Origin of the sequence: Corynebacterium atrinae, from assembly GCF_030408455.1 — a bacterium.
Lineage (GTDB): Bacteria > Actinomycetota > Actinomycetes > Mycobacteriales > Mycobacteriaceae > Corynebacterium > Corynebacterium atrinae.
Map to the genome: position 1 here is coordinate 2594382 of NZ_CP046977.1, position 23487 is coordinate 2617868.

The 23487-nt window shown below is 63.3% G+C and carries 17 protein-coding genes; 9 read left to right on the forward strand and 8 right to left on the reverse strand.

What is annotated here, in order from left to right:
* The first annotated feature begins 8 nt into the window (after positions 1-8).
* On the forward strand, positions 9-1253 hold the full coding sequence (locus CATRI_RS12550; protein WP_290218129.1) for an LCP family protein: 1245 nt from the start codon (positions 9-11) through the stop codon (positions 1251-1253).
* Positions 1254-1257: 4 nt separating this feature from the next.
* Here the strand turns inward: CATRI_RS12550 and CATRI_RS12555 are convergent, their stop codons facing one another.
* Genes CATRI_RS12555 through CATRI_RS12565 form a run of 3 tightly spaced genes read right to left on the reverse strand, consistent with a single transcriptional unit; the run spans position 1258 to position 4775 of the window.
* Positions 1258-2172, reverse strand: a complete 915-nt coding sequence (locus CATRI_RS12555) for a DUF5926 family protein (RefSeq protein ID WP_290218131.1) — start codon at positions 2170-2172, stop codon at positions 1258-1260.
* Positions 2173-2193: 21 nt separating this feature from the next.
* Positions 2194-2919 carry a glycerophosphodiester phosphodiesterase gene (locus tag CATRI_RS12560; protein WP_290218134.1) on the reverse strand — a complete coding sequence of 242 codons (726 nt, stop codon included), beginning with the start codon at positions 2917-2919 and terminating at the stop codon, positions 2194-2196.
* A gap of 5 nt (positions 2920-2924) precedes the next feature.
* Positions 2925-4775 carry a pyruvate kinase gene (locus CATRI_RS12565; RefSeq protein WP_290218136.1) on the reverse strand — a complete coding sequence of 617 codons (1851 nt, stop codon included), beginning with the start codon at positions 4773-4775 and terminating at the stop codon, positions 2925-2927.
* 845 nt (positions 4776-5620) lie between these two features.
* On the opposite strand from CATRI_RS12565, the gene CATRI_RS12570 reads away from it, so the two are divergent.
* Together CATRI_RS12570 and CATRI_RS12575 are read left to right on the forward strand one after the other, a co-directional pair.
* Positions 5621-9490: an ATP-binding protein gene (locus tag CATRI_RS12570; RefSeq protein ID WP_290218139.1), complete on the forward strand. Its 3870-nt coding sequence runs from the start codon at positions 5621-5623 to the stop codon at positions 9488-9490.
* Between the two features lie 398 nt (positions 9491-9888).
* Complete coding sequence (locus tag CATRI_RS12575; protein ID WP_290218142.1) at positions 9889-11358, forward strand: hypothetical protein; 1470 nt, start codon at positions 9889-9891, stop codon at positions 11356-11358.
* 267 nt (positions 11359-11625) lie between these two features.
* On the opposite strand, the gene CATRI_RS12580 is transcribed toward CATRI_RS12575, so the two are convergent.
* The gene (locus CATRI_RS12580; RefSeq protein ID WP_290218144.1) at positions 11626-12582 is read right to left on the reverse strand and encodes an L-lactate dehydrogenase; all 957 of its coding nucleotides are present in this window, start codon (positions 12580-12582) and stop codon (positions 11626-11628) included.
* Positions 12583-12742: 160 nt separating this feature from the next.
* Between CATRI_RS12580 and CATRI_RS12585 the strand changes: the two genes are divergently transcribed.
* Positions 12743-14575, forward strand: a complete 1833-nt coding sequence (locus tag CATRI_RS12585; protein WP_290218147.1) for an alpha/beta-hydrolase family protein — start codon at positions 12743-12745, stop codon at positions 14573-14575.
* Here CATRI_RS12585 and CATRI_RS12590 read toward each other — a convergent pair.
* Positions 14565-16115, reverse strand: coding sequence for an alkaline phosphatase D family protein (locus tag CATRI_RS12590; RefSeq protein ID WP_290221187.1), 1551 nt, complete (start codon positions 16113-16115; stop codon positions 14565-14567). The two genes, CATRI_RS12585 and CATRI_RS12590, sit on opposite strands and share 11 nt — an antisense overlap.
* A gap of 174 nt (positions 16116-16289) precedes the next feature.
* Between CATRI_RS12590 and CATRI_RS12595 the strand changes: the two genes are divergently transcribed.
* On the forward strand, positions 16290-16973 hold the full coding sequence (locus CATRI_RS12595; protein WP_290218149.1) for an HAD family hydrolase: 684 nt from the start codon (positions 16290-16292) through the stop codon (positions 16971-16973).
* Positions 16974-16978: 5 nt separating this feature from the next.
* On the opposite strand, the gene msrA is transcribed toward CATRI_RS12595, so the two are convergent.
* Entirely contained in the window at positions 16979-17650 is a 672-nt protein-coding gene (gene msrA / locus CATRI_RS12600; RefSeq protein WP_290218151.1) for a peptide-methionine (S)-S-oxide reductase MsrA, read from the reverse strand.
* Positions 17651-17778: 128 nt separating this feature from the next.
* On the opposite strand from msrA, the gene CATRI_RS12605 reads away from it, so the two are divergent.
* Complete coding sequence (locus CATRI_RS12605) at positions 17779-18378, forward strand: superoxide dismutase (RefSeq protein ID WP_290218152.1); 600 nt, start codon at positions 17779-17781, stop codon at positions 18376-18378.
* Positions 18379-18546: 168 nt separating this feature from the next.
* On the opposite strand, the gene CATRI_RS12610 is transcribed toward CATRI_RS12605, so the two are convergent.
* Positions 18547-19434 (reverse strand): LysR family transcriptional regulator, encoded by an 888-nt coding sequence (locus CATRI_RS12610; RefSeq protein WP_290218153.1) that lies wholly within the window; start codon positions 19432-19434, stop codon positions 18547-18549.
* A 71-nt stretch (positions 19435-19505) separates the two neighbouring features.
* Between CATRI_RS12610 and CATRI_RS12615 the strand changes: the two genes are divergently transcribed.
* Positions 19506-20699 (forward strand): MFS transporter, encoded by a 1194-nt coding sequence (locus tag CATRI_RS12615; RefSeq protein ID WP_435384170.1) that lies wholly within the window; start codon positions 19506-19508, stop codon positions 20697-20699.
* On the opposite strand, the gene CATRI_RS12620 is transcribed toward CATRI_RS12615, so the two are convergent.
* The gene (locus tag CATRI_RS12620; RefSeq protein WP_290221193.1) at positions 20677-22080 is read right to left on the reverse strand and encodes a TM0106 family RecB-like putative nuclease; all 1404 of its coding nucleotides are present in this window, start codon (positions 22078-22080) and stop codon (positions 20677-20679) included. The genes CATRI_RS12615 and CATRI_RS12620 overlap by 23 nt on opposite strands.
* Positions 22081-22299: 219 nt before the next feature.
* Between CATRI_RS12620 and CATRI_RS12625 the strand changes: the two genes are divergently transcribed.
* Together CATRI_RS12625 and CATRI_RS12630 are read left to right on the forward strand one after the other, a co-directional pair.
* The gene (locus CATRI_RS12625) at positions 22300-22935 is read left to right on the forward strand and encodes a DUF6474 family protein (RefSeq protein WP_290218155.1); all 636 of its coding nucleotides are present in this window, start codon (positions 22300-22302) and stop codon (positions 22933-22935) included.
* 210 nt (positions 22936-23145) lie between these two features.
* Positions 23146-23484: a histone-like nucleoid-structuring protein Lsr2 gene (locus tag CATRI_RS12630; protein ID WP_290218156.1), complete on the forward strand. Its 339-nt coding sequence runs from the start codon at positions 23146-23148 to the stop codon at positions 23482-23484.
* Positions 23485-23487 lie beyond the last annotated feature (3 nt).

The window sequence follows — 23487 nt, forward strand, 5'->3', positions numbered from 1 at the left end:
TCTTATCCATGGATGAACGGGATTACCGAGACGACCGCAGGCCACCCCGCCCGCGATCTACCGACCCACGCGATTCGGGCGACATCGTCCGTGGGCGCGACGGCCGTCCCCTCGTCGATCGTTTCGGCCGCCCCGTTCGCCGCCGTCCGGATGCTCGCAATGCTCCGCAGCGTCGCCCGCGTCGCGACGCCCCGCCTCCCGCAGCTGAGCCCACCCGCTACGAATCGCCGCGGCAGTACATTCCCCCGCGTGAGGTTCCCCGTCGGCCCCAGCCTGTGCCATCAGCCCAGCCGGTGCCGCGATCCATTCGTCCCCAGCCGGCCGCGGTACCCCGCAAGCGTCGCCGCGCTCCCCGGCCGGGTGGGTGCCTCCGCTCGCTCGGCGGGCTGCTCGCCGTGGTGTTGGTGTTGGGCATATCGATGCTCTTCTGGGTCGATTCCAAGCTCACCCGCGTCGAGGCAACCCCGTCCCCCCAGGTGGCCAACACCGCCGGAACGAACTGGCTGCTCGTGGGTTCCGATTCCCGTCAGGGCATGAGCGAGGAGGACGTCGCCAGGCTGGGCACCGGCGGTGACATTGGCATCGGCCGCACCGACACCATCATGGTGCTGCACATCCCCAACGGCGGCCAGGCCCGACTCGTGTCGCTGCCCCGCGATAGCTACGTTTCCATCCCCGGATACGGCGAAGACAAGATCAACGCCGCCTTCACTTACGGCGGTCCGACCTTGTTGGCGTCCACGGTTGAACAGGCCACTGGCCTGCGCATTGACCACTACGCGGAGATCGGCATGGGCGGACTAGCCAACGTCGTCGACGCCATCGGCGGGGTCGAGCTGTGCCCCACCGAGCCCATCAATGATCCGCTGGCCAATCTCAATATCGTTGCGGGCTGCCAGAAGATGGACGGGCCCACCGCCTTGGGATACGTGCGCACCCGCGCCACGGCCATGGGTGACCTCGACCGGGTGGATCGCCAACGGGAGTTCTTCGGCGCCCTCATGACTGAGGCCACTCGCCCGTCGACGTTGCTCAACCCCTTCGAGTTCTTCCCGCTTGTGTCCAACACGGCCAACTCGTTCACCGTGGGCAAGGGCGACCACGCCTGGCACTTGGCGCGGGTCGCGTTGGCGATGCGCAGCGGCGTCACCACGGAAACCGTCCCCGTTGCCGGCTTCGCGGACTATGCCGTGGGCAACGTCGTCCTCTGGGATGACGCCGGCGCGCAGGCGCTGTGGAGCTCGATGAAGTAGCCCGCTAGCGGATGGTCACCTGGCGGGACTTGATGTTCTGCAACTGCTTGCGCTCATCGGCGCTGAGCTGGGAATCATTATCCAGTTCGGCGTCGACGGCCTTGGACACGCGCTGCAGTTCCTCGTCGTATTCCAGGTGAGTGACCACCGGGTCAAGGTCGAAGACCGGCACGACGATGCCGTGCGTGCGGAACACACCGGCGAACTTCGTTCCCTCGCCGAGGTTGAGCTCACCGCGGGCGGCGATGCGGGCCAGGGCGCTGAGCAGGGCATCCTCGTTGTCCACCGGGCGGACCCACCGGATGTGGGCCTTGCCGCTGCCCGGATCAACCCACCAGACGGCACCGGGGATCTCGACGTTGATGCGGTACGATTCGACCACGGCGTCATTCGCGGCCTGCATGCCCTGCGCCGTCGCCGCATCCAGCTGGGTGCCTTCCGGAATCCACCAATTGAAGTCCTGGTGTTCGGTAATCTCCAGCTCGGCGTCGGCGGGAATGAGCTCGCTCAGCGCCGGCTCGGTGCCGTCCGCCTGACCGTTGTCCAGCGTCTGACCCGGCGTGGCATCCTTCACCCACGCCAGGGCCTTGGCCAGGTCACGGCCAGGGTTGGCGCTGCGGATCGGCAGCTGCAAGGCGACGAAGGCCTCGCCGGAATCGCGCACCAGTGCTGCTCCGCCGCCGGGCAGCACCGTCGCCACGTACACGTCCCGGTCGATGCCGGTGACATCAAGCTTGGCGACGGCCGAGGGCACAAACTCCTGCAAAGCCACCAGGTCAGCCTCTGCCGCCAGCCCACCGTAGGGGCGGGGATCGCGGTCCAGGGCAGCGCGCTCGGCGACGCGAGCTGCCAACTTCGCTTGTCGACGGCTCATGCCTTCCGGCAGGACTTCAGCATTCTTCTTATTCTTCTTGGCCATGGCGTCCAAGATACCTGGGCGCTAGGACTGGCTCGGACCCAACACCCGCAGGGCCAATTCCGGCTCATCCGTCGCGATCATGTCGACGCCCGCGTCGCGGGCCCACAGCATGTCCTTGGGGTCATTGACCGTCCACACGTACGTCGGCAGGCCCCGCTTCCCGATGAGCTCCGGTCGGCTCCGTGCCCGCGCGAGAGACAAGCCGAGGCCGGTCGGGGTACCGGGATGAGTATCGATGGGGTTGAGCCAACGCTCGATCTTGCGGCGCAGGTGAAAACGATCGACCTGCGGGGCGATCTGTTTCATCCGGACCACCGCGGACGCGGCGAAGGAAATGATGTGGATGCGGGGGTCGTCGACAAGCCCGCGGTGCCGCAGGCACTGCACGACCTGCTCCTCCAGCATGCGCCCGTAGCGCATCGGGTGCTTGGTTTCGATGTAGATGTGCTTGTCGTCGTGCTCGGTGACCATGTCCAGCAAGTCGCCGAGAGTGAGCACTTCCTGGGGGTCGAGGGCGGTGCCGAAGTTGAAGTCCCGCAAGCGGGAGAGCGTGAGCGCGGAGACGCGCCCGGAACCATCGGCGACGCGGTCGATGATGGGATCGTGGATGACCACGACCTCGCCGTCGAGAGTCAATCGCACATCGCATTCGACGCCGTGAATTGGCAGGGCCAGGGCGGCCTCGAAGGCGCGCCGGGTCAGTTCGGGATAACGCGCGGAATAGCCGCGGTGAGCAATGATCTTCATGGCATTTAAGACCAGCTGCCGATTCGGCGCAGCAGCTGGCGATTTTTGCGCTGGGAGCGGCCCAGCTTGGCGGATAGGACGTTGAGAACCCGAATGGCATCGGTGATGTGCGGGCCCTTGTTCAGCATGACAGCCTCGCTGCGCAGGGCGTACGCGGCGTCGGTGATCTCCGCCCGGGAGGGCAGGCCGGACTTGGCCAGATTCTCCAGGACTTGGGTGGCCATGATGGTGGGCACGTGCGCGGCCTCCGCCATCTGCGCAATGAGGCGGGGCACCTCAGCCATCCGGTCAAAGCCCAGCTCCACGGCTAGATCGCCGCGAGCGATCATGATGCCTAGGTTGGCGTGCCGCAGGCCCTCCAGCAGGATGAGGGCGAGGTTTTCAAAGGCCGGGATGGTCTCGATCTTGAGCACGATGCCGAGGTTGCGCACCCGCTCCGGGTCCTCGGACTCCTCCGCGATGCCTTCCAGGGTTTCCAGGAGGAAAGCCACGTCCGCCGGGTTGCGAATGAAAGAAACATTGGCGATGTCCCCGTGATGCGCCACAAACCTCAACGCCTCGATATCTTCCGGGCTCAGGCTAGGCAGGGGCAAGTCCGTGTCGGGCAGGTTGATGCCCTTATAGGCAGCAAGATTGGTGCCGTTGGCACCGGCGTAGTCGATGTCGAGGATGACCTCAGTGAACCCCTCGGCGGTGACTCGCTTGTCTGTTGCGACCGCGCCAATCGAGCCATCATCGAACAACACCCGCTGGCCGACTTCGATGGCGGTGACCGCCTCCGCGAGGGTGCAGCTGATCCGCGGTGTCCAGCCCGGCGCGGGCGCCGCCGGGGTCGGATCATCGGTGAGGATGAGGCGATCGCCGACGTACAGCCGCAACTTCTGCTCCGTGGCCGGGATGCCGCTGACGCGGGCCTTGCGCCAGTCGTGCTGCAAGAGAGTCGAGTTGGAAATGTAGGCATTGCGCTGGCCCTCGGCGAGGGCAGCGCCGTCCGCCAGCGTGGTGACGGTGAAGGTGCGCTTGGCATCGCGATTATCCACCAGCGTGATCTTGCTGCCCACCTCTAAAGCTTGGAACCACTCCTCGTCCACCTGGACCGGCAACGCCGGACGGCCGGCAAGGAAGGGCATCTGCGGGACAGGCGAGCCGGTGGGGGTGATCCACAGTTTCGCCGGAGTAGTCACCAACCCGGTCTCGGTGCGGGTGACGCGCGCGCGTCCCACCTCAGGTCCGGGGACGATGGCACCGGTGCGGACCTTCGGACCCGCGAGATCCATGGCGACCCTGACGGGGCGACCTGCCTCGCTGGCTGCGACGCGGACATTGGCGATCATCTGCTCCCATGCTTCTGGGCCATCGTGAGCACAATTGATGCGAGCGAGCTCCATGCCCGCGTCGACGAATCCGCGGACGAGCTCCAGGTCGGTGGCCGCCTCCGTCGGGAGCGTAACCATGATGCGGGAACTCGTCTCCTCCAACGTCTCACCCAACAGAGTGTCCGCGTGCTGCTCCAAAATGTCATCCGCCCGCGCGAACGCAGTGCCCACCTCGGAGGACGTGTACTTCAACTCCTCTCCGGCATAAGCCGAAAGGACATTGCGGGCAGCCTGGAGGCGCGGCAGGACAGAAGGTTCCGTCGTGGTCAAACGAGTCGCCCCCACCGACGACAATCCACCCTGGATAGGACGAATATCATGCTGCCGCAGGGCCGCATAGTGCACCAGGTTGAGCGCACCATCCCGATGCGTGTCTGCGACCCGGGCAATCGCCTCTTCGTGGATCTTCGCGTCCTCATTGAGGTCGACGATGAGCTTGTCGACCTTGGTGATCAATTCCTGCAGCCTGGACTCGTCCACGTGCCTCGTCTCCCTCGTGAGTACTACTCACCACATTGTGCCTGTGCCGGGGGGATTCGGCACCTCGGCACAGGTGAGAATTGGTGAGTTGAGGACTCTTCGGTTAGTGCGAGTTTCTATGTATTGCTGGCTCGGCGTGTGTGCGGTGTGGAACTGCGTTTGAACGAGGCAGGTGAGTCAAAGCAGCAGTAGGCACCAGAAGGCTCAAAAAAGGACCTCGGCGCTCGCTTGGTCGGGCAGATATGCGAACATCGCTGAGGCTTCGATCTATCAGAGCTCCGTGCGGCGTATTCACAGTCAATGGACTCCGTCTTGATACGGGCGTTGAACTCTTGGATGTCTATCGACGATTTTCGGCACGTTGGGCGGGGGTCGATAGTCTGCCCGAATGCCACCCTAGTCGTTCGACGAGCTATGGAGAGACAGACATAGAAGGCCACTGACAGCAACGTAAGAAGTCCAGGTCCAAAAGGCAGAAATTTGGGGTCACATTGTGATTGTGATTCGCCAAGATAACCCTGGCCACCGACGCGATAGAAAGGCCAATTCACCTACCCACAAGGTAAGCTACCCCGTACAGTGTCGTACGTATCCGACAGGATGTGGTCCGGTTTGTCTCAGCGATTCGCTTCGCCCTCTCTTAAATAATGGAGCATCGAATGATTGATCAAGAGGGTTCAGAAAAGCAGAGCATATCGTCCGATCGGCTACCGGCGTGGGAGTAGCTTACCGGACATAAGTACTCACACCTACTACCGACGCCCTGGCTATCGGACACCGAATTGGAGGACTTCGTTGAGGCTCTCCTCTTTTCGGAGCGGGTTCTCGGAAACACTGCTCGCCACGTGCAGCACGTTGAGCGATGGGGTGTCCCTGGCGACAAGCAAGATGGCATCGACTTCTTTGGCCGCTTTAACGATGGAACGCCAGCGGCCTGGCAGGTGAAGCAGCTCGAGAAGCTCACTCGTGGAGTGGTCCGAGATGCCGTTCGGGCGACGACTTTCGACAAAGCCGATGAGCTGTATCTCGTTTTCGGCGGAATAGCTACCGTACAGGCACGCAAGGAGATGCTCACTTACCCGAACTGGACACTCCTGGATCGAAGGACACTCACGGAAATGCTGAGGATCCTGCCGACTCAGACGCAACACGACATCGTCGAACGATTCTGGGGAGCTCAGGTCCGGCGACAGTTCGTCGCTGCGCTGGGTGACGCGATGATTCCCTTTGACCGTTTCCTGACCTCCCGACAGAACCCTGCATCCATCATCAATGACCTCGGCCAGCTAGCTGGCCGAGAGGATGAACTGGATCGCCTCGCCAGCGAGTTGGACGGGTCACACGAGGGAGCGCCCCAAATTCTCGTCATCAGCGGCCCAGGTGGTCGAGGAAAGACTCGCCTGTGGAACGAGGCTCTCTGTGCCGTGATCGCACGTGATCCGAGTCGCGTCATCAGCTGCCTCGCACCGAACTGGACCTTCGACGTGAGTGCGATGCGTGATCTGCACTCAGGCACAGACATTGTCGTGATCGACGACGCGCACAACGACCCATCCGCGTTAGACCCCCTGCTCGCCTTCGCGCGCAGCCATTCCGACCTTCGGATCATCCTCGCTACCCGACCAAGCGGTCTCCCTTCAATACAAGGTGCGATCGCACGTGCCTCCTTCGCACCAGACGACCAACTCCTTATCTCCCTCAATGAACTGAGTCTCTCCGCAGCCAGAAAGCTCGTGGCAGGACTTACGTCCGGTCTTGACCTAAGCTTCGGTCTTCGCAACTACCTCGCCGAACAAGCCCGACACAGCCCACACATCGCTGTCATCCTGACGAACCTCATACGGAGAGGGCAAGTTAGCGGGGCAATAGCGGTCAACGCGAACCTTCGGCGGGTCGTGCTCTCGCGATACCAGGAGGTCATGGTCCCGAGCGGCTTCGAAGGATTTGACAGCGAGATGGTCCATCGAGTGATCGCGACATACGCTTGTGTACAACCTGACGCCAGCGAGTTGACGGCCGAACGAGCGCGGATCGCAGACTTCTGTAAACTCAGCTTGCTACAACTCTCCCGGCTAACTAAACAACTCATCGACTGCGGGATCTTAATTGATACCGACGGCCGACTTCGCGTGGTGCCGGACGTACTTGCCGACCAGATCGTCGAAGGTGTCGCGGTGTTCGCGGATTTCGACACTGGCTTCGTTTCTGAACTTTGGCAGTCCTTCGGACCGAACCACTACCAGCGACTAACGATCACACTTGGCGAGCTCGACTGGCGCGTAAGTCAACGAGGCGGGCCCGCGGTTATGGCTGCCGTTTGGAACGCAATTCGAACTCGGCTCGACTCACCGCACCCTGCAGCACTTACGCGAGAGCTGGATCAGATCGCGCCGCTCGCAGCGACGCAACCCGCCGCCCTAGTGGCCGCGATCGAGGATGTACGCATTCGCCTCGATCGAGACGACGTCTGGCAAGTTCCTGAGGTAGACGACGCACGCGACGCGGACGAACAACTCCATCGGCGGATCTGGCCAGGCTCTCGGTATATCATCGGCCGGTCCGACGTGCGCGCGAAGTTGCCAAGACTCTACGGTCGCGCAGCGATATATGACTCCAGCACTCTCGAGACCGCCGTCGACGCGCTGTTGGCTCTCGCATGTGTGGACTCCCGGCCCCCACACTCACACCCGGATCACCCCAGTCGCGTTCTTTCCGATGAACTCTGCAATCTGGCGACACTCCCAGACCATTCCTACGCAACCCGGATCGTCGCACGAGTGGAGTCATTCATCTCCTCGCACAGCGATGCCGAAGCGGTCGTCGCGCTATCGGCGCTCAAACCACTACTCGCAAAGGAGGTGGTCGAGACCACCCAGTTCTCGCATCACCAGCTATCCTTCACACCGCACCTGATCTCTGCGACCGAAATGCGGCTCGTGCGTGACCATATTCGAGCACTACTTGTCGACGAAGCATCGTCTAACAGCCTCTTACGAGCCGGAGCCGCTATCGAACTGTTGAGGCAAGCACTACGAGCGCCTCACGGCTACTTCGGAAACGCCGTGAGCGCGGATGCCGTGCTTACCTGGGAAGACGACGACCTCGCGACCCTGGACACACTCACGCAGGCCGCCGCACGCACTCCTTATGCGACCATCCGCCGCATGATCCGAGGCGCGATCGACTGGAACGCCAAACATGCCCAGTCGCTCCTCATTCAGCATGCGGCCCTGTCCCTGCAGCACGAGCTCGATATCTCCGACAACCTCCGAGACGCACTTGCTGACTATGCCACCGGATTGCCATGGCAGTTGGCCAGCGAAAAAGTTGAATATGTTCCGGACCTTGCCGAACTAAAAACCCGGAGAGACGCGAGACGCGCCGAAACGGAAGGACTATCGGAGCAAGAGCAGCGCGAGAGGAGACAGGCTGCCTCGTCCGCGAGAATCGCTGCCAAACGCGCCCGCATCTCGACCGTCAACAGTGCCCTGGCCCAACGGCTACTCAATCTCGGCACGGCGGCCGAGATCCTCGCCATCATTGGCGATGTGAGCGTCGAGTCGCAAGGGCTCGGCAAGCAGCAGTCGTTCTATGGAATTTGGCAAGCCATCGGTGACCTTCAGGCACCGATCGTGCCCGACCTCGTTCGCATGATCGCCTCCACACCGGAGGACCACCCTTTGGACCAGGATCTCCCAGTCCTGATCACTCAATGGAGTGGCAGCGCCATGGAAGAAACCCTTGCGTGGGCGGCAGGCGCTATCGTGTCCTCGCGGACTGGAGTGCGACTTGCTCTGGCCACATTCGTAAACGGTGTTCCCTGGACGCAGAACCAAGAGGTATTTCTCGAAATCTGGCGCACTGGCATCGCGGATCCTGACATCGACATCGCGACCGCATTCCTCGGGAGCAGCGGGTGGTATCTCCACACCAACCCTCGAGAGACATCCGCAATGCTCCTAGCACACGACGTTCCGCCACGTGCGGCTGCGAACGCACTCATGGGCGCATGGAGTTACGATAACGACACCGGACAAACAGAGCGTGATCAGGCTACCCATTCAGCGCTGCTGTCAATCGCAGCACGTGCTGGACTCAACGACTTCATCGCCCAAGAAGTAGTCACCACCGCAGCCCGCGCGCACCCCAAACTGGCTCTGGACTTCCTACTCGACACCATCCGCAAAGGCGAGAAAATAGATGACGGTTTTCCTGACCTTCACGCCGCCTTTGAGAAAAACGTAGACGAATTTTCGGACTGGCTCATCGAGCATCTCCACGACGGCTCCGATGATCTAGGAGAGGTTGTCTCAGCTGCACTGAGCAACCAACTCCTCCCGGACCAAGCAGCATCTCTCACCTCGATGGTCCCGGGCCTTCGCTCCAACGAACTCATCATCTTCGTGCGAGTACTTGGGTCCCTGAGGCTCTGGGTCCCGAGCAACCTCGCGCTGGCGGATGCCTGTGTGAACCGAGCTGAGAGCGACGACGTTCTCGACGACGTCTTGCCTGAGCTCCAGCGAGGGATGCGTCTGAATACATGGGGATGGGTGGGGAACGAGTCATCTGAACTGAATGCCGCACGCGACGCGTGCGCAGCGGCCGCAGAGAAGACGACGTCTACGTACCTTTGTTCCCAGTTGAGCCAAGCAGCCGACTGGTTTCAACAGATAATTGACGAACTTCGATACAGGGAACGAGAGGAAGACTGGTGAGCTTTACCGATAACTCAGGTGGCCAAGACCCGACGACACCTGCCGCCGACAGCGACGATCCGAGCGACCTGGCAAGTGGTAAGTACCTATACGAATCGGGGCATGGCGAGGCCGCCGCCAGTATCCTCGATCGCCTTGGAGCCACCGCTGGTGACCCTCTGGCGATATCGCTAGCCTGTCACGCAGACGCTGAGTTCGTTGAGTTGCCGCTCGACCTTCAGTCCGAGTTGACTACTTTGCTCGGGTTCGAATTGGACGACGAGGCGATAGACGGCAGCGTTGCGCTCACACCACTATCGGGCCCACGCACTTTCTTGCAGGTGAGACCCATCCCGGCCGCGACTCGGGAGTCACACAACTTATGGCGATCCCTGCTAGCAAGCACAAACCTGCCGATCTTGGTTGCCCTGCTATGCGACTCCCTACTTACATCCGGTGCCGAGATCGGCGTCGAGCATGCCGCGAGGTCAGTGGCTGCCTACACCGAACTCGGAGCCGACGGCACAGTCGACAACCTCCACCGCGCTCTAGCGATCGCTAGAGCCAACACGATCGCGCGACGTCGGCGGATGCCTGAAGAGGAAGGCATTCGTAAAGAGGCGCTCAGATTCGCTAAATCCGCGATCGGCGATCACATGCCAGACGGAGTGGTCTCTCGGGTGGCGATTCCGCTCTCGGCTGGCCCCGCAACCTACTCGATGGCGAACGACGAACGTGCACAGGTACGGGCTGTCCTGGATCAGGCTGCGACGGAGTATCAAGACCCCTCGACTGCCGATTGGATAGCAGACTGCCGGCGCAGTCTCGCGACGACTGATTCCGAGCGACTGGAAGCGACACGCCAGCAAGTTGACATATATCTGACCACGGCGGAATTGGAGGAAGTAGGTTTCCGGCGAATGCACTGGGCCTCCGCAGCGGCCGACGTTGCCAGTCGCTACGGCGACACAGAATCGCGCGACAGAGCCGTCAAGATTATGCAGTCCGTGCCTCCAGAGTCGATGGGATGGCAATCCCACGAGGCAACCCTCATCGTGCCGACCAGCGCCTTCCGCAGCCACGTGCGGCGATACAAGCTGGCTGCCGACTGGCGCTACGCGCTGCGGATCTTTCTGGCATCGACATCCCCAGCGGGCAGCCACGCCGAGAACGTTGCAACTTCTAAGGCATCGTCAGCAGGCAGCATCCGGCGTCTGGTTTCGCGCATAGCATTCGGATCCCACGGTCTACCAGAACGAAGCGACGGTGACTTCGATGAGGAAGAGCTTGTGCGAACGGAGCAATTTGCGATCGGTATCCACGGGATACTACTCAATCTGGAGTTGACCGAAATTGAGCGAAGGTTTGGACGGCCTGCGGAGTCAGAGATTGCTTCCTGGATGTGCGCAACCTTTGGCGGTGACCCCACTCATGCGTCTCAATTCGCCCACTCTCTCCACCTGCACTGGCGCGGGGAGCCGTCGGATAGTGCGCGTCTCGCTATCCCGCTGATCGAAGCAGGAGCGCGACGCCTACTCCTGCTGCTCGATGAACCGATCTACAGGCTCGAGCGGGGGGCATCACCTGGCAGGTTCCCAGCCATGGATTTCTACGTAGACAAACTTGAAGGGCTGAACCTAGACGTGGACTGGGTCCGCGCGTTGCGAACAACGCTCCTAAACCCCGGCATGAACTTACGCAACATGTCGGCTCACGGATTCAAGTTTAACTTCGTCTCTTCCGAGTCCGCAGTCCTATTGCGTCTGGCGGGCTTGTTCTGCGCATTGCCGATCAAACAAGAAAGCGAATCTGACCGTGAAATGCTGAAGCGCCCCACTGAAGGAGCGCGTCGAACCTTGCGGCGTCGACTTTCTTGGACTTGGCGCTAGCTCCCGCGCCAGGCGAGAGCTGCACCGTTCACTCTTGCTCTGTCCAGCGGCGTTGGGGAAGGCATTGACCTATTCGACGGCCGATTCGAGATTCCAGTGACCTACGTGGAGGTCAAACAGTGGTCGACTTTCACTAATGAGGTGCCCAAACCCTGTTTTCTGCTCCCACTACAGTCAGGACCAAAACCGCCTACGCACAGCCGCAAACCAAAAGACCTGACCCACAAAATCCCGCAGGTCAGGCCTTAAGGCCACAAGGCAAAGCTCTTAGGGCGCGTCGGGGAAGAACTCGTTCTTGATCTCGCGCAGGGTGTTCACGGAGTGCTGGAAGCGCTCCTTCTCGTGCTCGTTGAGGCGCAGCTCGACGACGCGGCCGATGCCGCCGCGGTTCACCACGGCGGGGGTGCCGATGTAGAGGTCCTTCTCGCCGTACTGGCCGTCAAGGTATGCGGAGACCGGCAGGGCGACGTCCTGGTTCTTGATGATGGCCTTGGTGATGCGGGCCAGGCCCATGCCGATGCCGTAGGAGGTGGAGCCCTTGGCGTCGATAATGTCGTAGGCGGCGTCGCGGGTTTCTTCGAAGATCTTCTCGATGCGCTCGTCGAAGTCCGGGTCGTTTTCGGAGTTCGCGGACAGCGGAACACCGGCGACGGTGGCGGAGGAGACGACGGGGAGCTCGGTGTCGCCGTGCTCGCCGATGATGTAGGCGTGGATCGAGGAGGGGGCGGTGTGGGTCAGCTCGCCGAGCATGAAGCGGTAGCGGGCGGAGTCGAGGACGGTGCCCGAGCCGATGACGCGGTGGCTTTCCAGGCCGGAGTAGCGCCATGCGCCGTAGGTGAGCAGGTCGACCGGGTTGCTGGCGATGAGGAAGATGCCGTCGAAGCCGTTGGCCATGACCTCGTCGACGATGCCCTTCATGATGCGCATGTTCTTCTCAACCAGCTGCAGGCGGGTCTCGCCCGGCTTCTGGGCGGCGCCGGCGCAGATGACGACCATGGCTGCGTCTTCGCAGTCGGCGTAGGTTCCTTCGGTGACGCGGGTTCGGGAGCTAGACCACACCACGCCGTGGTTGAGGTCCATCACGTTGCCGCGAAGCTTCTTCGCGTCGATGTCGATGATGGCGAGGTGGTCGACGGTTCCTTGGTTAACCAGGGCGTAGGCGTATGCCACTCCCACGTCACCGGCTCCGATGAGAACGACCTTGTTTCCGATTGTCTTCCGCATTGACAGCTGTCCTCCCGTTGGGGGGTTTGGATTCGGGCACCAGACGAAAAGTCTGATTGCTTCCTATTATCTCCCTTTTTGTCCGTTTGTGCACCACCTTTTCGGCTACATTCCCGCCCAGGGGCTGCGAGACGGGCGTTCCTCTGCCAGACTTAACACCATGGGCTCAACCCGCTCCTTCCTGCTCAGAGGCCTTGCCCGGGGTGCCGTCGGGGCACTCAAGGGCACCGCTTTTGCGCTCGCGGTGGTAGCCGATATCACACCTGGCCTGCGGATGACTAAGCGTCGTCACTTCTCTGAGCGGCTGCTGCCCGGGATTGTGGGCGCGGAGATCGCGACGTGGTGGGCGGTGTCTCCCTCCCTGCTCCCGAGGCCGTGGTGGGCCATCGCCGCCAATGTGGCCGTGTGTCAGGGCGTGGGGCATGCCATCGGCACCGGTGCGGCGTGGACCATGTCGAAGGCGTTCGACCGGGCCGGGCACCGCCCGCAACGACTCATTACCTTAGCTACCTTGCACGCCGGTCACCTCGCCATCGCCTCGATCACGGTGGCGGCCGCCGCGCTCAGTTTGAGGCGGCAGGATCAACAATCCCAGCTCGTCGGCCTCGGGCACCTGCGTGGGGCAAAGCAGGCGGCCGTGGGGGCGGCGGTGGGAACGGCCGGGTACGGCGCCCTCCTCCTGCTGGGGGAGGCCGCCCAGCTCAGCGTCGATCGTCTGGGGCGCCGGCTCTCCCGGATCATGCCGCCGTGGCTGGGGTGGCCGCTGGCGACGATGGGCGTGGCGGGCGCCGCCTTCATCCTCAGCGACCGCCTCCTTATGCGGCGCATCATCGCCCGCTTGGCACGGCGGGCCGCTCACCTCAACCAGGCGGTGTTCCCGGGAGTCGCAATGCCGTGGGAGCCGGAGCGTTCAGGAAGCCCCTGGTCGCGGGAGAATTGGACCCGGGTGGGCGCCCAAGGCAGAGCCGTTTTAGCTCTCGGACCCCGCGCCCGGGACATCGCGAAGGTCACGGGGCTGGAGGAGGTCCACGAGCCCATCCGAATCTTCGTTGGCCTCGTCCCGGGGCGCTCCTTCGCTTCCGCTACGCAACAAGTCCTGGCCGAGATGGACCGCACGGGGGCCTTTCGGCGCGACACCCTCGTCATCCAAACGTCGACCGGTACGGGGTGGATCACCGACTGGTCGGTCGACGCCGTGGAATTTCTCACCGGCGGCAATTGCGCCACCATGTCCATGCAGTACTCCTACCTTCCCTCGGCAGTGTCCTATTACCTCGACCGTGATACCCCGGTGCGCGCCAGCCGCATCCTCGTGGCCGCGGTCCTCTCCCGCTTGGAGCAGATGGATCCGGACGATCGTCCCAAGCTGTACGTCGCCGGGGAATCCTTGGGCGCCTACGGGATGGTCACCGCGTTCGAGGACCTTGAGGATCTGCTCACTCGGGTCGATGGTGCCGTGTTTTCCGGGGCACCCCGCTTCACCCGGCTGACCCAGGAGCTCACCGCCACCCGGGATGCCGGCTCCCCTGAGCGGCTTCCCATCGTGGATGGCGGTAAGCACGTCCGATTTACTGCTCACGAAAGCCACCTGACAAGGGACTTTAATGGGTTGGAGTATCGCAATGATTGGTTAAAGCCAAAAATCATCTTTGCCCAACATGCGTCTGATCCCATCGTCTGGTGGGATATTCCGCTGATCTGGCGCCGACCCGCCTGGCTCACCGAGCCGGGCACGCGTGGTCGGCCGGCCCCGCGCGCCCAACGCCTCGACGTGGTCACCGGTATCCGCTGGATTCCTTTCATTACGTCCTGGCAGATCGGGCTGGATCAGCTGACGTCGAATGCCACCGCCGGGGGCCATGGACACAACTATCACGAGGAAATGCTGTGGTACTGGGACGCGGTGCTGGGCGCGGACGCCGCCGTGCGCCTGGCCCCCTCTCTCGCCGCGAAAGCGGCGGAGTTTATCCGTCGGGATTCCGTCATACGGTGAGCTGCGCGCCGTCGTAAAGCATTGTGTGAGCGGTGGATACTCCGGAACCGGCGACAGTCACATCGGACACTCGTTGCCATGACATCTCGACCGCATCATGGTGGATAAGGAGAGTGGAGTAGCCGTGCGCGTCCAGGTCGACGTGGGCGATGTGCGGATTGTGCGCCCGCACGTGGGTCTCCGCGACCAGGGAGGTGGCGCTGTCGACCGGCAGCCGCAGCAGGTCATCCACGTTGGCGGCAGTCACGGAAGAACAGACGAGTTCCGCCGCGACCACCCGATCACCTGCCCAGATGTGGTTGGCCCACTCCGAGTGAATATCGCCGGTGAGAAACACCGTCCGGCCATGGGCGTGCGTCCGCGCCAGCTGATCCAGTAGGCGCTGGCGGTCAGCCTGGTAGCCATCCCACTGGTCCACGTTGATGGTCGTGCCCGCCAGATCGACACCGATCATGGACAGCAGCTGCGTTTTCACCTCCTGCGCGATGTTGATGAGATCGAGCGGGGCCATCATCACCGAGGTCCCGATGAGGTTCCACCGCGTGGAGGCAGTGGCCAGCCGCGCCGAGAGCCAGCGGAACTGCTCGGAGCCCATGATCGTGCGATCCTCGCCGCGCGACAGCGGATTGTGCAGGCCAGGGGCACTGCGATAGGAACGCAGGTCCAGCATGTGCAGCTCCGCGAGGGTGCCGTAGCGCAGAGTGCGATAGATATGCCCACCACGCGAGGGGGAGGTGCCGCGGACCGGCAACCATTCGAGGTAAGCCTGCATCGCGTGGTCCCGGCGCGCCGCCCAATCGCCGTGCGCCCCGGTGTGTTCACTGGCCCCACCCGCCCAGGCATTGTTGGCGATCTCATGATCATCCCAGGTCACCACCCACGGCAGCGCGGCGTGCGCGGCCTGCAGGTCGGGGTCGAGGCGGTAGTGGCCGTAGCGCGAGCGGTAGTCCGGCAGGGCGGTTAACTCCCACGTCGGCACGTGCGGGCGCACCACCCCGTCCTTACCGGCGTACTCCCCCGAGGCGTATTCATACAGGTAGTCCCCCATGTGCACTGCCACATCGATCTCCCCGGCGTGGGCGCGGCGGGCGATGTCGGCATAGGCCTGGAAGTACCCGGCTTCGTAGTTCGCGCAGGAGCACACGGCCAGGCGCCATTGCCCCGGGTTCGTGTCGTCGCTTGGGTGCGTCAGCGTCCGCCCCACCGGCGACACCTGCCCGGCCAGCGGCCCGTCGAGGATGGTGAACCGGTAGAAGTAGGTGGTTGCGGGGTTTAGGTGGAAAGGGTCGACGTGAACGGTGTGATCGGTGGCAGCCGTAGCAAGCGTCGTTTCGCCCCGCTCCACCACCCGAAAGTCCTCCCAACGGGAGATCTCCCACCCCACCTGCACGGCCGGCCCGATGCCCGCCCCGGGCACGGCCTCCGGCGACGGGGTCACCCGCGTCCATAAGATCACCGACGTCGGCAGTGGGTCACCCGATGCCACTCCGTGCAGGAACGCCCGATGCTCGCTCGCCGTGGACACCCCCGGCACTGCCATCACTGCCCCAGCCAAGAGGGTGCCCTGCAGCAGCCCTCGCCGGGTAAGTTGTCGCTGTCCGCGCTGATCATTGGTAGTCACGGCCACATTGTGACCCGCCCGGCGGCGGAACGAGCCCTACATGAAGGACATCTCATGCCCGCTTCACATAGGTGCCGCCTACACTAAAGCCCCATGTATCGCGCCGTGCTTTTCGATCTCGACGGCACCCTCGTCGATCACGCCTCCGCCGCCCGCCTCGGCGTCGACGAGTGGTGCCGGGAACTGGGCCTGCCCACCGGCCAGTGGTCCCGCTGGTCCTATATAGAGAAGAAGTGGTTCACGCGTTTCGAAAACGGCGAGGTAAGCCACGTCGGCCAACGAGTCGAGCGCTGCAAGGAGTTCCTCGGCCGCCCGTCCCTCTCCGATGAGGAAGCACTCGAGCTGTACGAAGGCTATCTGCGCGTCTATCGCTCCAGCTGGCGCGCCTACGACGACGCCCGGCCCGCGCTCACCGATTCCCTCGCCGCCGGACTGCGCGTGGGCATCCTCACCAACGGAGCGGAGAAACTACAGCGCGCCAAACTCGAACGCACCGGACTGCTTATCGACGCCGTCCTCCTCCTCGCCACCGTCGAACTCGGCGCACCCAAACCGCAACCGGCGGCTTACGCCGCCGCCCTTTCTCGCCTAGGTGCCAGCGCCGAAGACACCCTCATGGTTGGTGATTCCTGGACCAACGATGTCGCCGGTCCCCGCGCCGCCGGCATGGATGCTGTCTTGTTGCAGCGCGCGGACCAACCGCGTGACCCGGCCGCACCGGCGGATGAGAGGGTCATGTCGTCGCTGACGGGCGTGGTCGACCTACTCCGGGCCTAAAGCCCCTAGTCCGGAATGCGGCAGGCCACACCAGTGGAGTGGTGCGGGCAGTAGCCGTTGGGCACCTTGTGCAGGTACTGCTGGTGCTCATCCTCGGCCAGGTAGTAGGCACCGGAGGCGGTCTCTGCGAGGGTCTTTACCTCGGTGGTGACCTCGCCGAAACCGTGGCCAGCCAGCTGTTCAGCATAGGAATCCACGATCGCCTGGATCTCCTGCTTCTCCTCCTCCGCGTGCTCACCCGTGGTGTAGAAGGCCGAACGGTACTGCGTGCCCACGTCATTGCCTTGGCGCATGCCTTGGGTCGGGTCGTGGGCCTCCAAAGCGGCCACCACGATGTCCTTGAGGGAGATCACGGCCGGGTTGTAGACCACTTCCACTACCTCGGCGTGGTTGGTGCGGCCTGAGCAGACTTCCCGGTAGGTGGGGTTGATCGTGGCGCCTCCGGCGTAACCCACCGAGGTTGACTCCACCCCTTCCATCTCCCAGTAGATCTTTTCCACGCCCCAGAAGCAGCCGATACCGATGTAGAGCACGCGCTGGTCCTCGCGCCAGGGGCCGGTGATGGGGGTGCCCAGGACGGCATGCGGGCGCGGGTGAGGCAGAACTGGGGCCCGGCCGCCCTTGAGAGCTTCGCTAGTAGGGACAAGTTCGGGAGTGCGTTGAAACATCCATGCCATGCGCCCACCCTAGTACCACGTGAGAGCATTTTGGGAACACAATCGTTGCCAATTTCTCGAATATGCCTATCATGGGGAACAGCGCGCCGCTTGACGGTGCGACGTCTACGAAAGGACTGAAGAGAAAAATGGCTGTCTACGAACTTCCCGAGCTCGATTACGCATACGACGCTCTCGAGCCCCACATTGCCGCCGAGATCATGGAGCTGCACCACTCCAAGCACCACCAGAACTACGTCAATGGTGCTAACGCCGCCCTGGAGAAGCTTGCCGACGCCCGCGAGAACGGCTACATCGGCGTCGCCGCCGCCGCACTCTCCAAGGACCTCGCCTTCAACCTGGGTGGACACACCAACCACTCCATCTTCTGGAAGAACCTTTCCCCCAACGGTGGCGGCGAGCCGACCGGCGAGCTCGCTGAGGCCATCGTCCGCGACTTTGGTTCCTTCGACGCTTTCAAGGAGCACTTCAACGCGGCAGCTCTGGGCCTGCAGGGCTCTGGCTGGGCCGTGCTTGGTTATGACCACGTCGCTGACCGCCTCGTCATCGAGCAGCTCACCGACCAGCAGGGCAACATCTCCATCAACCTGACCCCGCTGCTCATGCTCGACATGTGGGAGCACGCCTTCTACCTGCAGTACAAGAACGTCAAGGCCGATTACGTCAAGGCCGTGTGGAACGTCTTCAACTGGGACGACGTCGCACAGCGTTACGCTTCCGCCAAGTAATTCCCCCTAGCTAGTACCTGACGAGCCGCCGGACCAAGTGTCCGGCGGCTTTTTGGCCCACTGCATTGGCAAAACCGGCACTTCCTAACAACTTGGCGGTTTTGGAAGAGGAATTGACCCCGGAGTTGTTAGATAGAGCGGGTTTCGAGTTCCCGACACCTCAGCCCCTTAACCCACGATGAACTCCCGGAAGCGATCGACCGGCGGCGCCTCCGAGGCCCCGGCGCGCCACACCAACCCCAGTTCCCGGTGGGCGGGCGGGTCGAGGGGGCGCAGAACGATGCCGCGGGGCGCGAGGTAGGGATCATCGAGCGGCAGGAGGGCGACTCCGAGGCCAGCGGAGACGAGGCCCGCGACTGTCGTCAGCTCCATCGATTCGAAGACGAGGCGCGGGTGGAAGCCCGCTTCTTCGGTGACGCGGTCGAGCAGCAGCCGGGTGCCGTAGCCGGGGAGCATGCCGACGAAGCCTTCGTCGCGGGCGTCGCGAATGTCGATGGGCACGGGGCCCGGTAGGGCTAGGGGGTGGTCCTCGGGGACGGCTAGTGCCAGGCGCTGGACGCGGAGTTGGTGCCAGCCGATCTCGGTGCCCACCTCGGGTGGGCGGGGTCCGACGAGGGCGAGGTCGGCGGCGTCGATAAGCACTCTGTCCACGAGTTCGCGGGCAGCACCCTGGTGGAGGCGGATGTCGACGTGGGGGTGGAGCGCCCGGTAGTCGCGGAGGAGGTCGGGGACCATCCAGGTGCCGAGCGAGTGCATGAAGTCGAGGCGGACGGTGCCGTGGTCGGGGTCCATGAGGCGGCCGACTTTGGCGGTGCCGTCCGCGAGCTCGGCGACGATGGTGCGCGCGTGGGGTAGGAAGGCGCGGCCGCGAGCGTTGAGGGCGATGCGGCGGCCGGAGCGGTCGAAGAGGTCGGCGCCGATGGCCCGTTCGAGGCGCTGGATGCGGCGCGTGAGAGTGGGCTGGGACACATCGAGGACCTCGGAGGCTTCGGTGAGGTGCCCGGATTCCGCGACGGCTAGCAGTCCCTGCAGGTCAGAGAGGGAGAAGTCACTCATGCGCCTATCGTATCGAACTACTCAATTCCGTACATTTTACACATGCCCCCTGCTCGGCCACCATGATGGGCATGACTCCTAAGCAGCCGGGATTGCGCCGTGGTGACCGTCTCTATCGCCGCGCCGTTTTCGCCGTGCTGCTGGCGGGGCTCGCTTCCTTCAATGCCCTCTACGCCACGCAAGCCCTGCTGCCCACGCTCGTCGAAGACCTCCACCTCACTCCCAGCGTCGCCGCCCTCACCGTCTCCGCCACGACGGGCATGCTCGCGCTGTGCATCGTGCCCGCGTCGATCCTCTCCGAGCGTTTCGGCCGCGGCCGCATTCTCATCTTTTCCGCGCTGCTGGCCACCTCGATCGGGATGCTGCTGCCGCTCGCGCCGGACGGCGCCTCCCTCATCGCCCTGCGCGGTCTCCAGGGGCTCGTCATCGCTGGAGTCCCCGCGGTCGCCATGGCCTGGCTCGCCGAGGAGCTTCACCCCGAGGACCTCCCGCGCGCGATGGGCATCTACGTCGCCGGTACCTCCGTCGGCGGGCTGAGCGGTCGCCTCATGCCGGCCGGGTTATTGGAGGTCGTCGATTGGCGCACCTCCCTGGTCATCAGTTCGCTCATCACCTTCTCTATCGCAATCGCCATGGCCTTCCTCCTGCCCCGCCAGCGTCGCTTCGTGCCGAAAGAGATCGGCATGCGTTCGGAATTCGCCGCCATGGTCGGGCACCTGCGCAATCCTCACCTGCTAGCACTATTTGCGATCGCGTTTGTGGGCATGGGCGTGTTCGTATCCATGTATAACTTCTTCGGCTTCCGCATGATCGATCACTTCGGGTTGTCGCCCGGGCTCGTCGGCTTGGTGTTCATCATGTATCTGTCCGGCACGTGGAGTTCCGCCCGCGCCGGCGCCATCGCGGGCCGCTATGGTCGCGGGCCGACGCTGCTGACCTGCACGATCCTCATGGTGCTGAGCACGCTGGCGACCGCCTCCGGATGGCTTCCCCTCGCCCTGCTTGGCCTGTTGGTGTTCACGGCGGCGTTTTTCGCCATGCACTCCCTGGCGTCGAGTTGGATCGGCCTGGCCGCCACCGAACACCGCGCCGAGGCGTCGAGCATGTACCTGTTTAGCTACTACGCAGGGTCATCGATCATCGGGGCGTTGACCGGCCTGGTGTTCGCGCAGCTGTCTTGGACTGGGTTCACGCTCACCCTCGCGGCAGTCTTGCTGCTGCTCGTGGCGCTGAGCCTGACCCTCAATCGTCGCGGCGCCCGCTGATCGGTGGGGTGCCCGGCGCGCCTGCCCGCATCCACTCCCGGACCCGCGCGGTCGCTCGGCAATCGTCTTCGTTGTAGCGCAGGAGACGGCTGCGCGTCTCCAGCGCCTGCTTATCGACGCCCCGCGCCACCCGCCGGGCATTCACTGATTCCTCGCCGTCGAAGTCACCGTCCGCCCACGAGTACCCCGCCACCGGCGCCACGACCTTGAGCCCCAGGCCATAGGGCCCCACGAGTTGGCGGCGCACCTCGGCGAACATGTCCACCCAGTCGGGGGAGCCGATGAACTCCATGACGTCGGCTTCCGAGGGAACCACCACATCGGCGAAGCGCTGTCCGCCGAAGCGGCGGGCACTCATGCGCATCCAGTGGTTCTCCCCGTGCGCGGACCAACAGTAGGAAGCGAAGCTGCGTCCCTCGCTGTGTGCCTGCCGCCTCAGCTCCTGCAACCGGGCCCAAAAGCGGGCGAAGTTCTCCGCCTCGGCGTCGCCGCCGAGGGGCTCCCACGTGGCGAAGGCATGATAGTCCTGCCCGTCGAACACGCCCCACAGGTAGGCCCCCTGATCGAGGTAAGCCTCCATGTCCACGTCGACTTCTACGTCCGCTCGCGGAGCAGTAACGGCGTCCACCCTGCGCAGCAGGGGGATGCCCTCGCGCCATGCGTGGGCGAGGGCGGAGGGCTCGCCGAGCTGGGCGTCGATAAGCTCTTTTACGGTGCCTATTCCCTGCTCACGGTAGGGCTGCGCGCGATCGCCCGGGAGGACGAGGCTGATGTCGTCCGAGGCGGTCAGTTCGACGTCACAACGGGGCCAGAAGCGACAGGTGCTGCATTCTTTGACGCGGCGTGGCTGATCGGGGAGCCGCAGGTGCAGGGCGGCATCCAGTGCAGGTTGAAAGGAGGCGGTGCGCTCAAGGAAAGCCCTCGAGCGATCTTGGCCGATCGTCCCTCCCCAACCGCTATCGAGGTCTAGTTCAGCAAGGGCACGGGCCGCCAAACCCAGGCGATAGCCATCGACGGCGTGGTGCCGCAGCCGGAATTGCGCGTCGACGGGTTCCCCCAACCCCAGCCGACCCGTAGCCACCACCGCCGTGGTGTGATTCTGAGAAGCGCGCGCAACCCGGTGATTGCTCACTATCACCGGCAGATACGTTCCTTCCGGGCGGCGAACAAGAATGTCCACCTCGACGCGCCACTGGGCATTGCTGAACACCGCCCCGGTAATGAGCGTCGCTCGTTGCGCTAACGCCTCCAAGGTTGCCAGCTCTGCGGCGAACTCATCCCCCGCTGGAATGTCGACCCGCAAGAAACGGCGCGAACGCCCATCCCCCAGGGCCGGGCGCTGCGGCAGCAAATCACGGACCGCCTGCTGAGCAACCCGCATGCGCGCCAGCCGTGCCTCCGCAGTGCGGGTGCGGGGAACCTCCGGGTAGCGCGCACGCTGAACCAACCGGTAACGGCAACCGACCAGATCAGATGCCGTCACAGTTCCGCAGCTTTCCAAAGCACTCACAATGGCGTGAGCATATCCCACTAACCCAGGTAGTGTTGAACGCGAACATCGATGAATCGCCATTAACCGGGAAGTTAAGGTCGCAATCACATGGGCATTATTAAATCCATCCGCCGAAGCCGCGCAAAGTCTAAGGCCGAGATCAAGGCCGCGAAGGTCCGGGCCCGCCAAACCGTCAAAGAAGATGCCAAGCTTCAGCTGCGCCGTGAAAAGCTCCTAGCCAAAGCGGAAAAAGATCTGCTCAAGCAGGAAGCCCGTGGTCTCAAGGACCGCCGCAAGCATGAGCGGAAGATGGCCGAGAACACCCTGGCTCAAATCAAACAGGGTCGGATCAATTCCGCCAATGTTCGCCGATGGGCCGGAGCCGCCCGCCTGGCCCTTCCCCTTTTGCTACCCCTGATTTATCGCGCAATTACCGCCGGCCGCGAGCAGGTCGCCGAGGCAAAGGCACGCAAGGTAGGAGTTTCCGTAGACGAACTAGCTCGCTTTTCCGGTCACGGATCCGAACTCAAAGCCCGCACCCACGGCGTACGGCAGACCTTGAGCGAAGAAACTCATCCCGTTGGCTTCGTCCGCGACGTGAACGAGCGCCTCGACGAGCTGGACAAGGCCGTGGACAACGCAGAGTTCATGACCCCAGAGCAGCGCCGCCGAGCCCACGGCACTATCTCACGCGATATTGATGCGGTAACTCAGGAGATTCAGGACCGCCTTCGTCGCCCCTAATACGAGGTCATTGCGCCTCTTTTTCTCATGTGAATTGCTTGTGAGATTGCACCATTACCTGCACTTCTAGCATTGAATTTGTTGAATGCCTCAACAAATTAGCCTATGTTCGAATGCGGAGTTTGCTTTTAGTCGGCATAATGGTCGATACACTAAAACAATCCCCCGTATCACCAGTACGGGCTTTCATTTCACCTTGAGGAGTTTCCCATGGCACGCCGCGAAATCACCCAGTACTACGACGACATCGATGGCTCGCCCCTAGCCGCCGAAGATGTCGATTCCATTCGCTTCTCCCTTGACGGCTCGCATTACGTCGTTGACCTTTCGGCCAAGAACGCCGCAGCTTTCCGCGAAGCCCTGGCTCCCTACATCAAGGTAGCCAGCGCGGCTCCTGCCCTGGGTCGCCGTGGGCGAGGCACCGGTGGAGTTAAGCGCTCCAACACCCGCAAGGTCCGCGAGTGGGCCCGCGAAGAGGGCATCCGAGTATCCGACCGTGGCACCTTGCCCGCCCACGTCTACGAGGCTTATGACAAGGCCCACTCCTAGCGG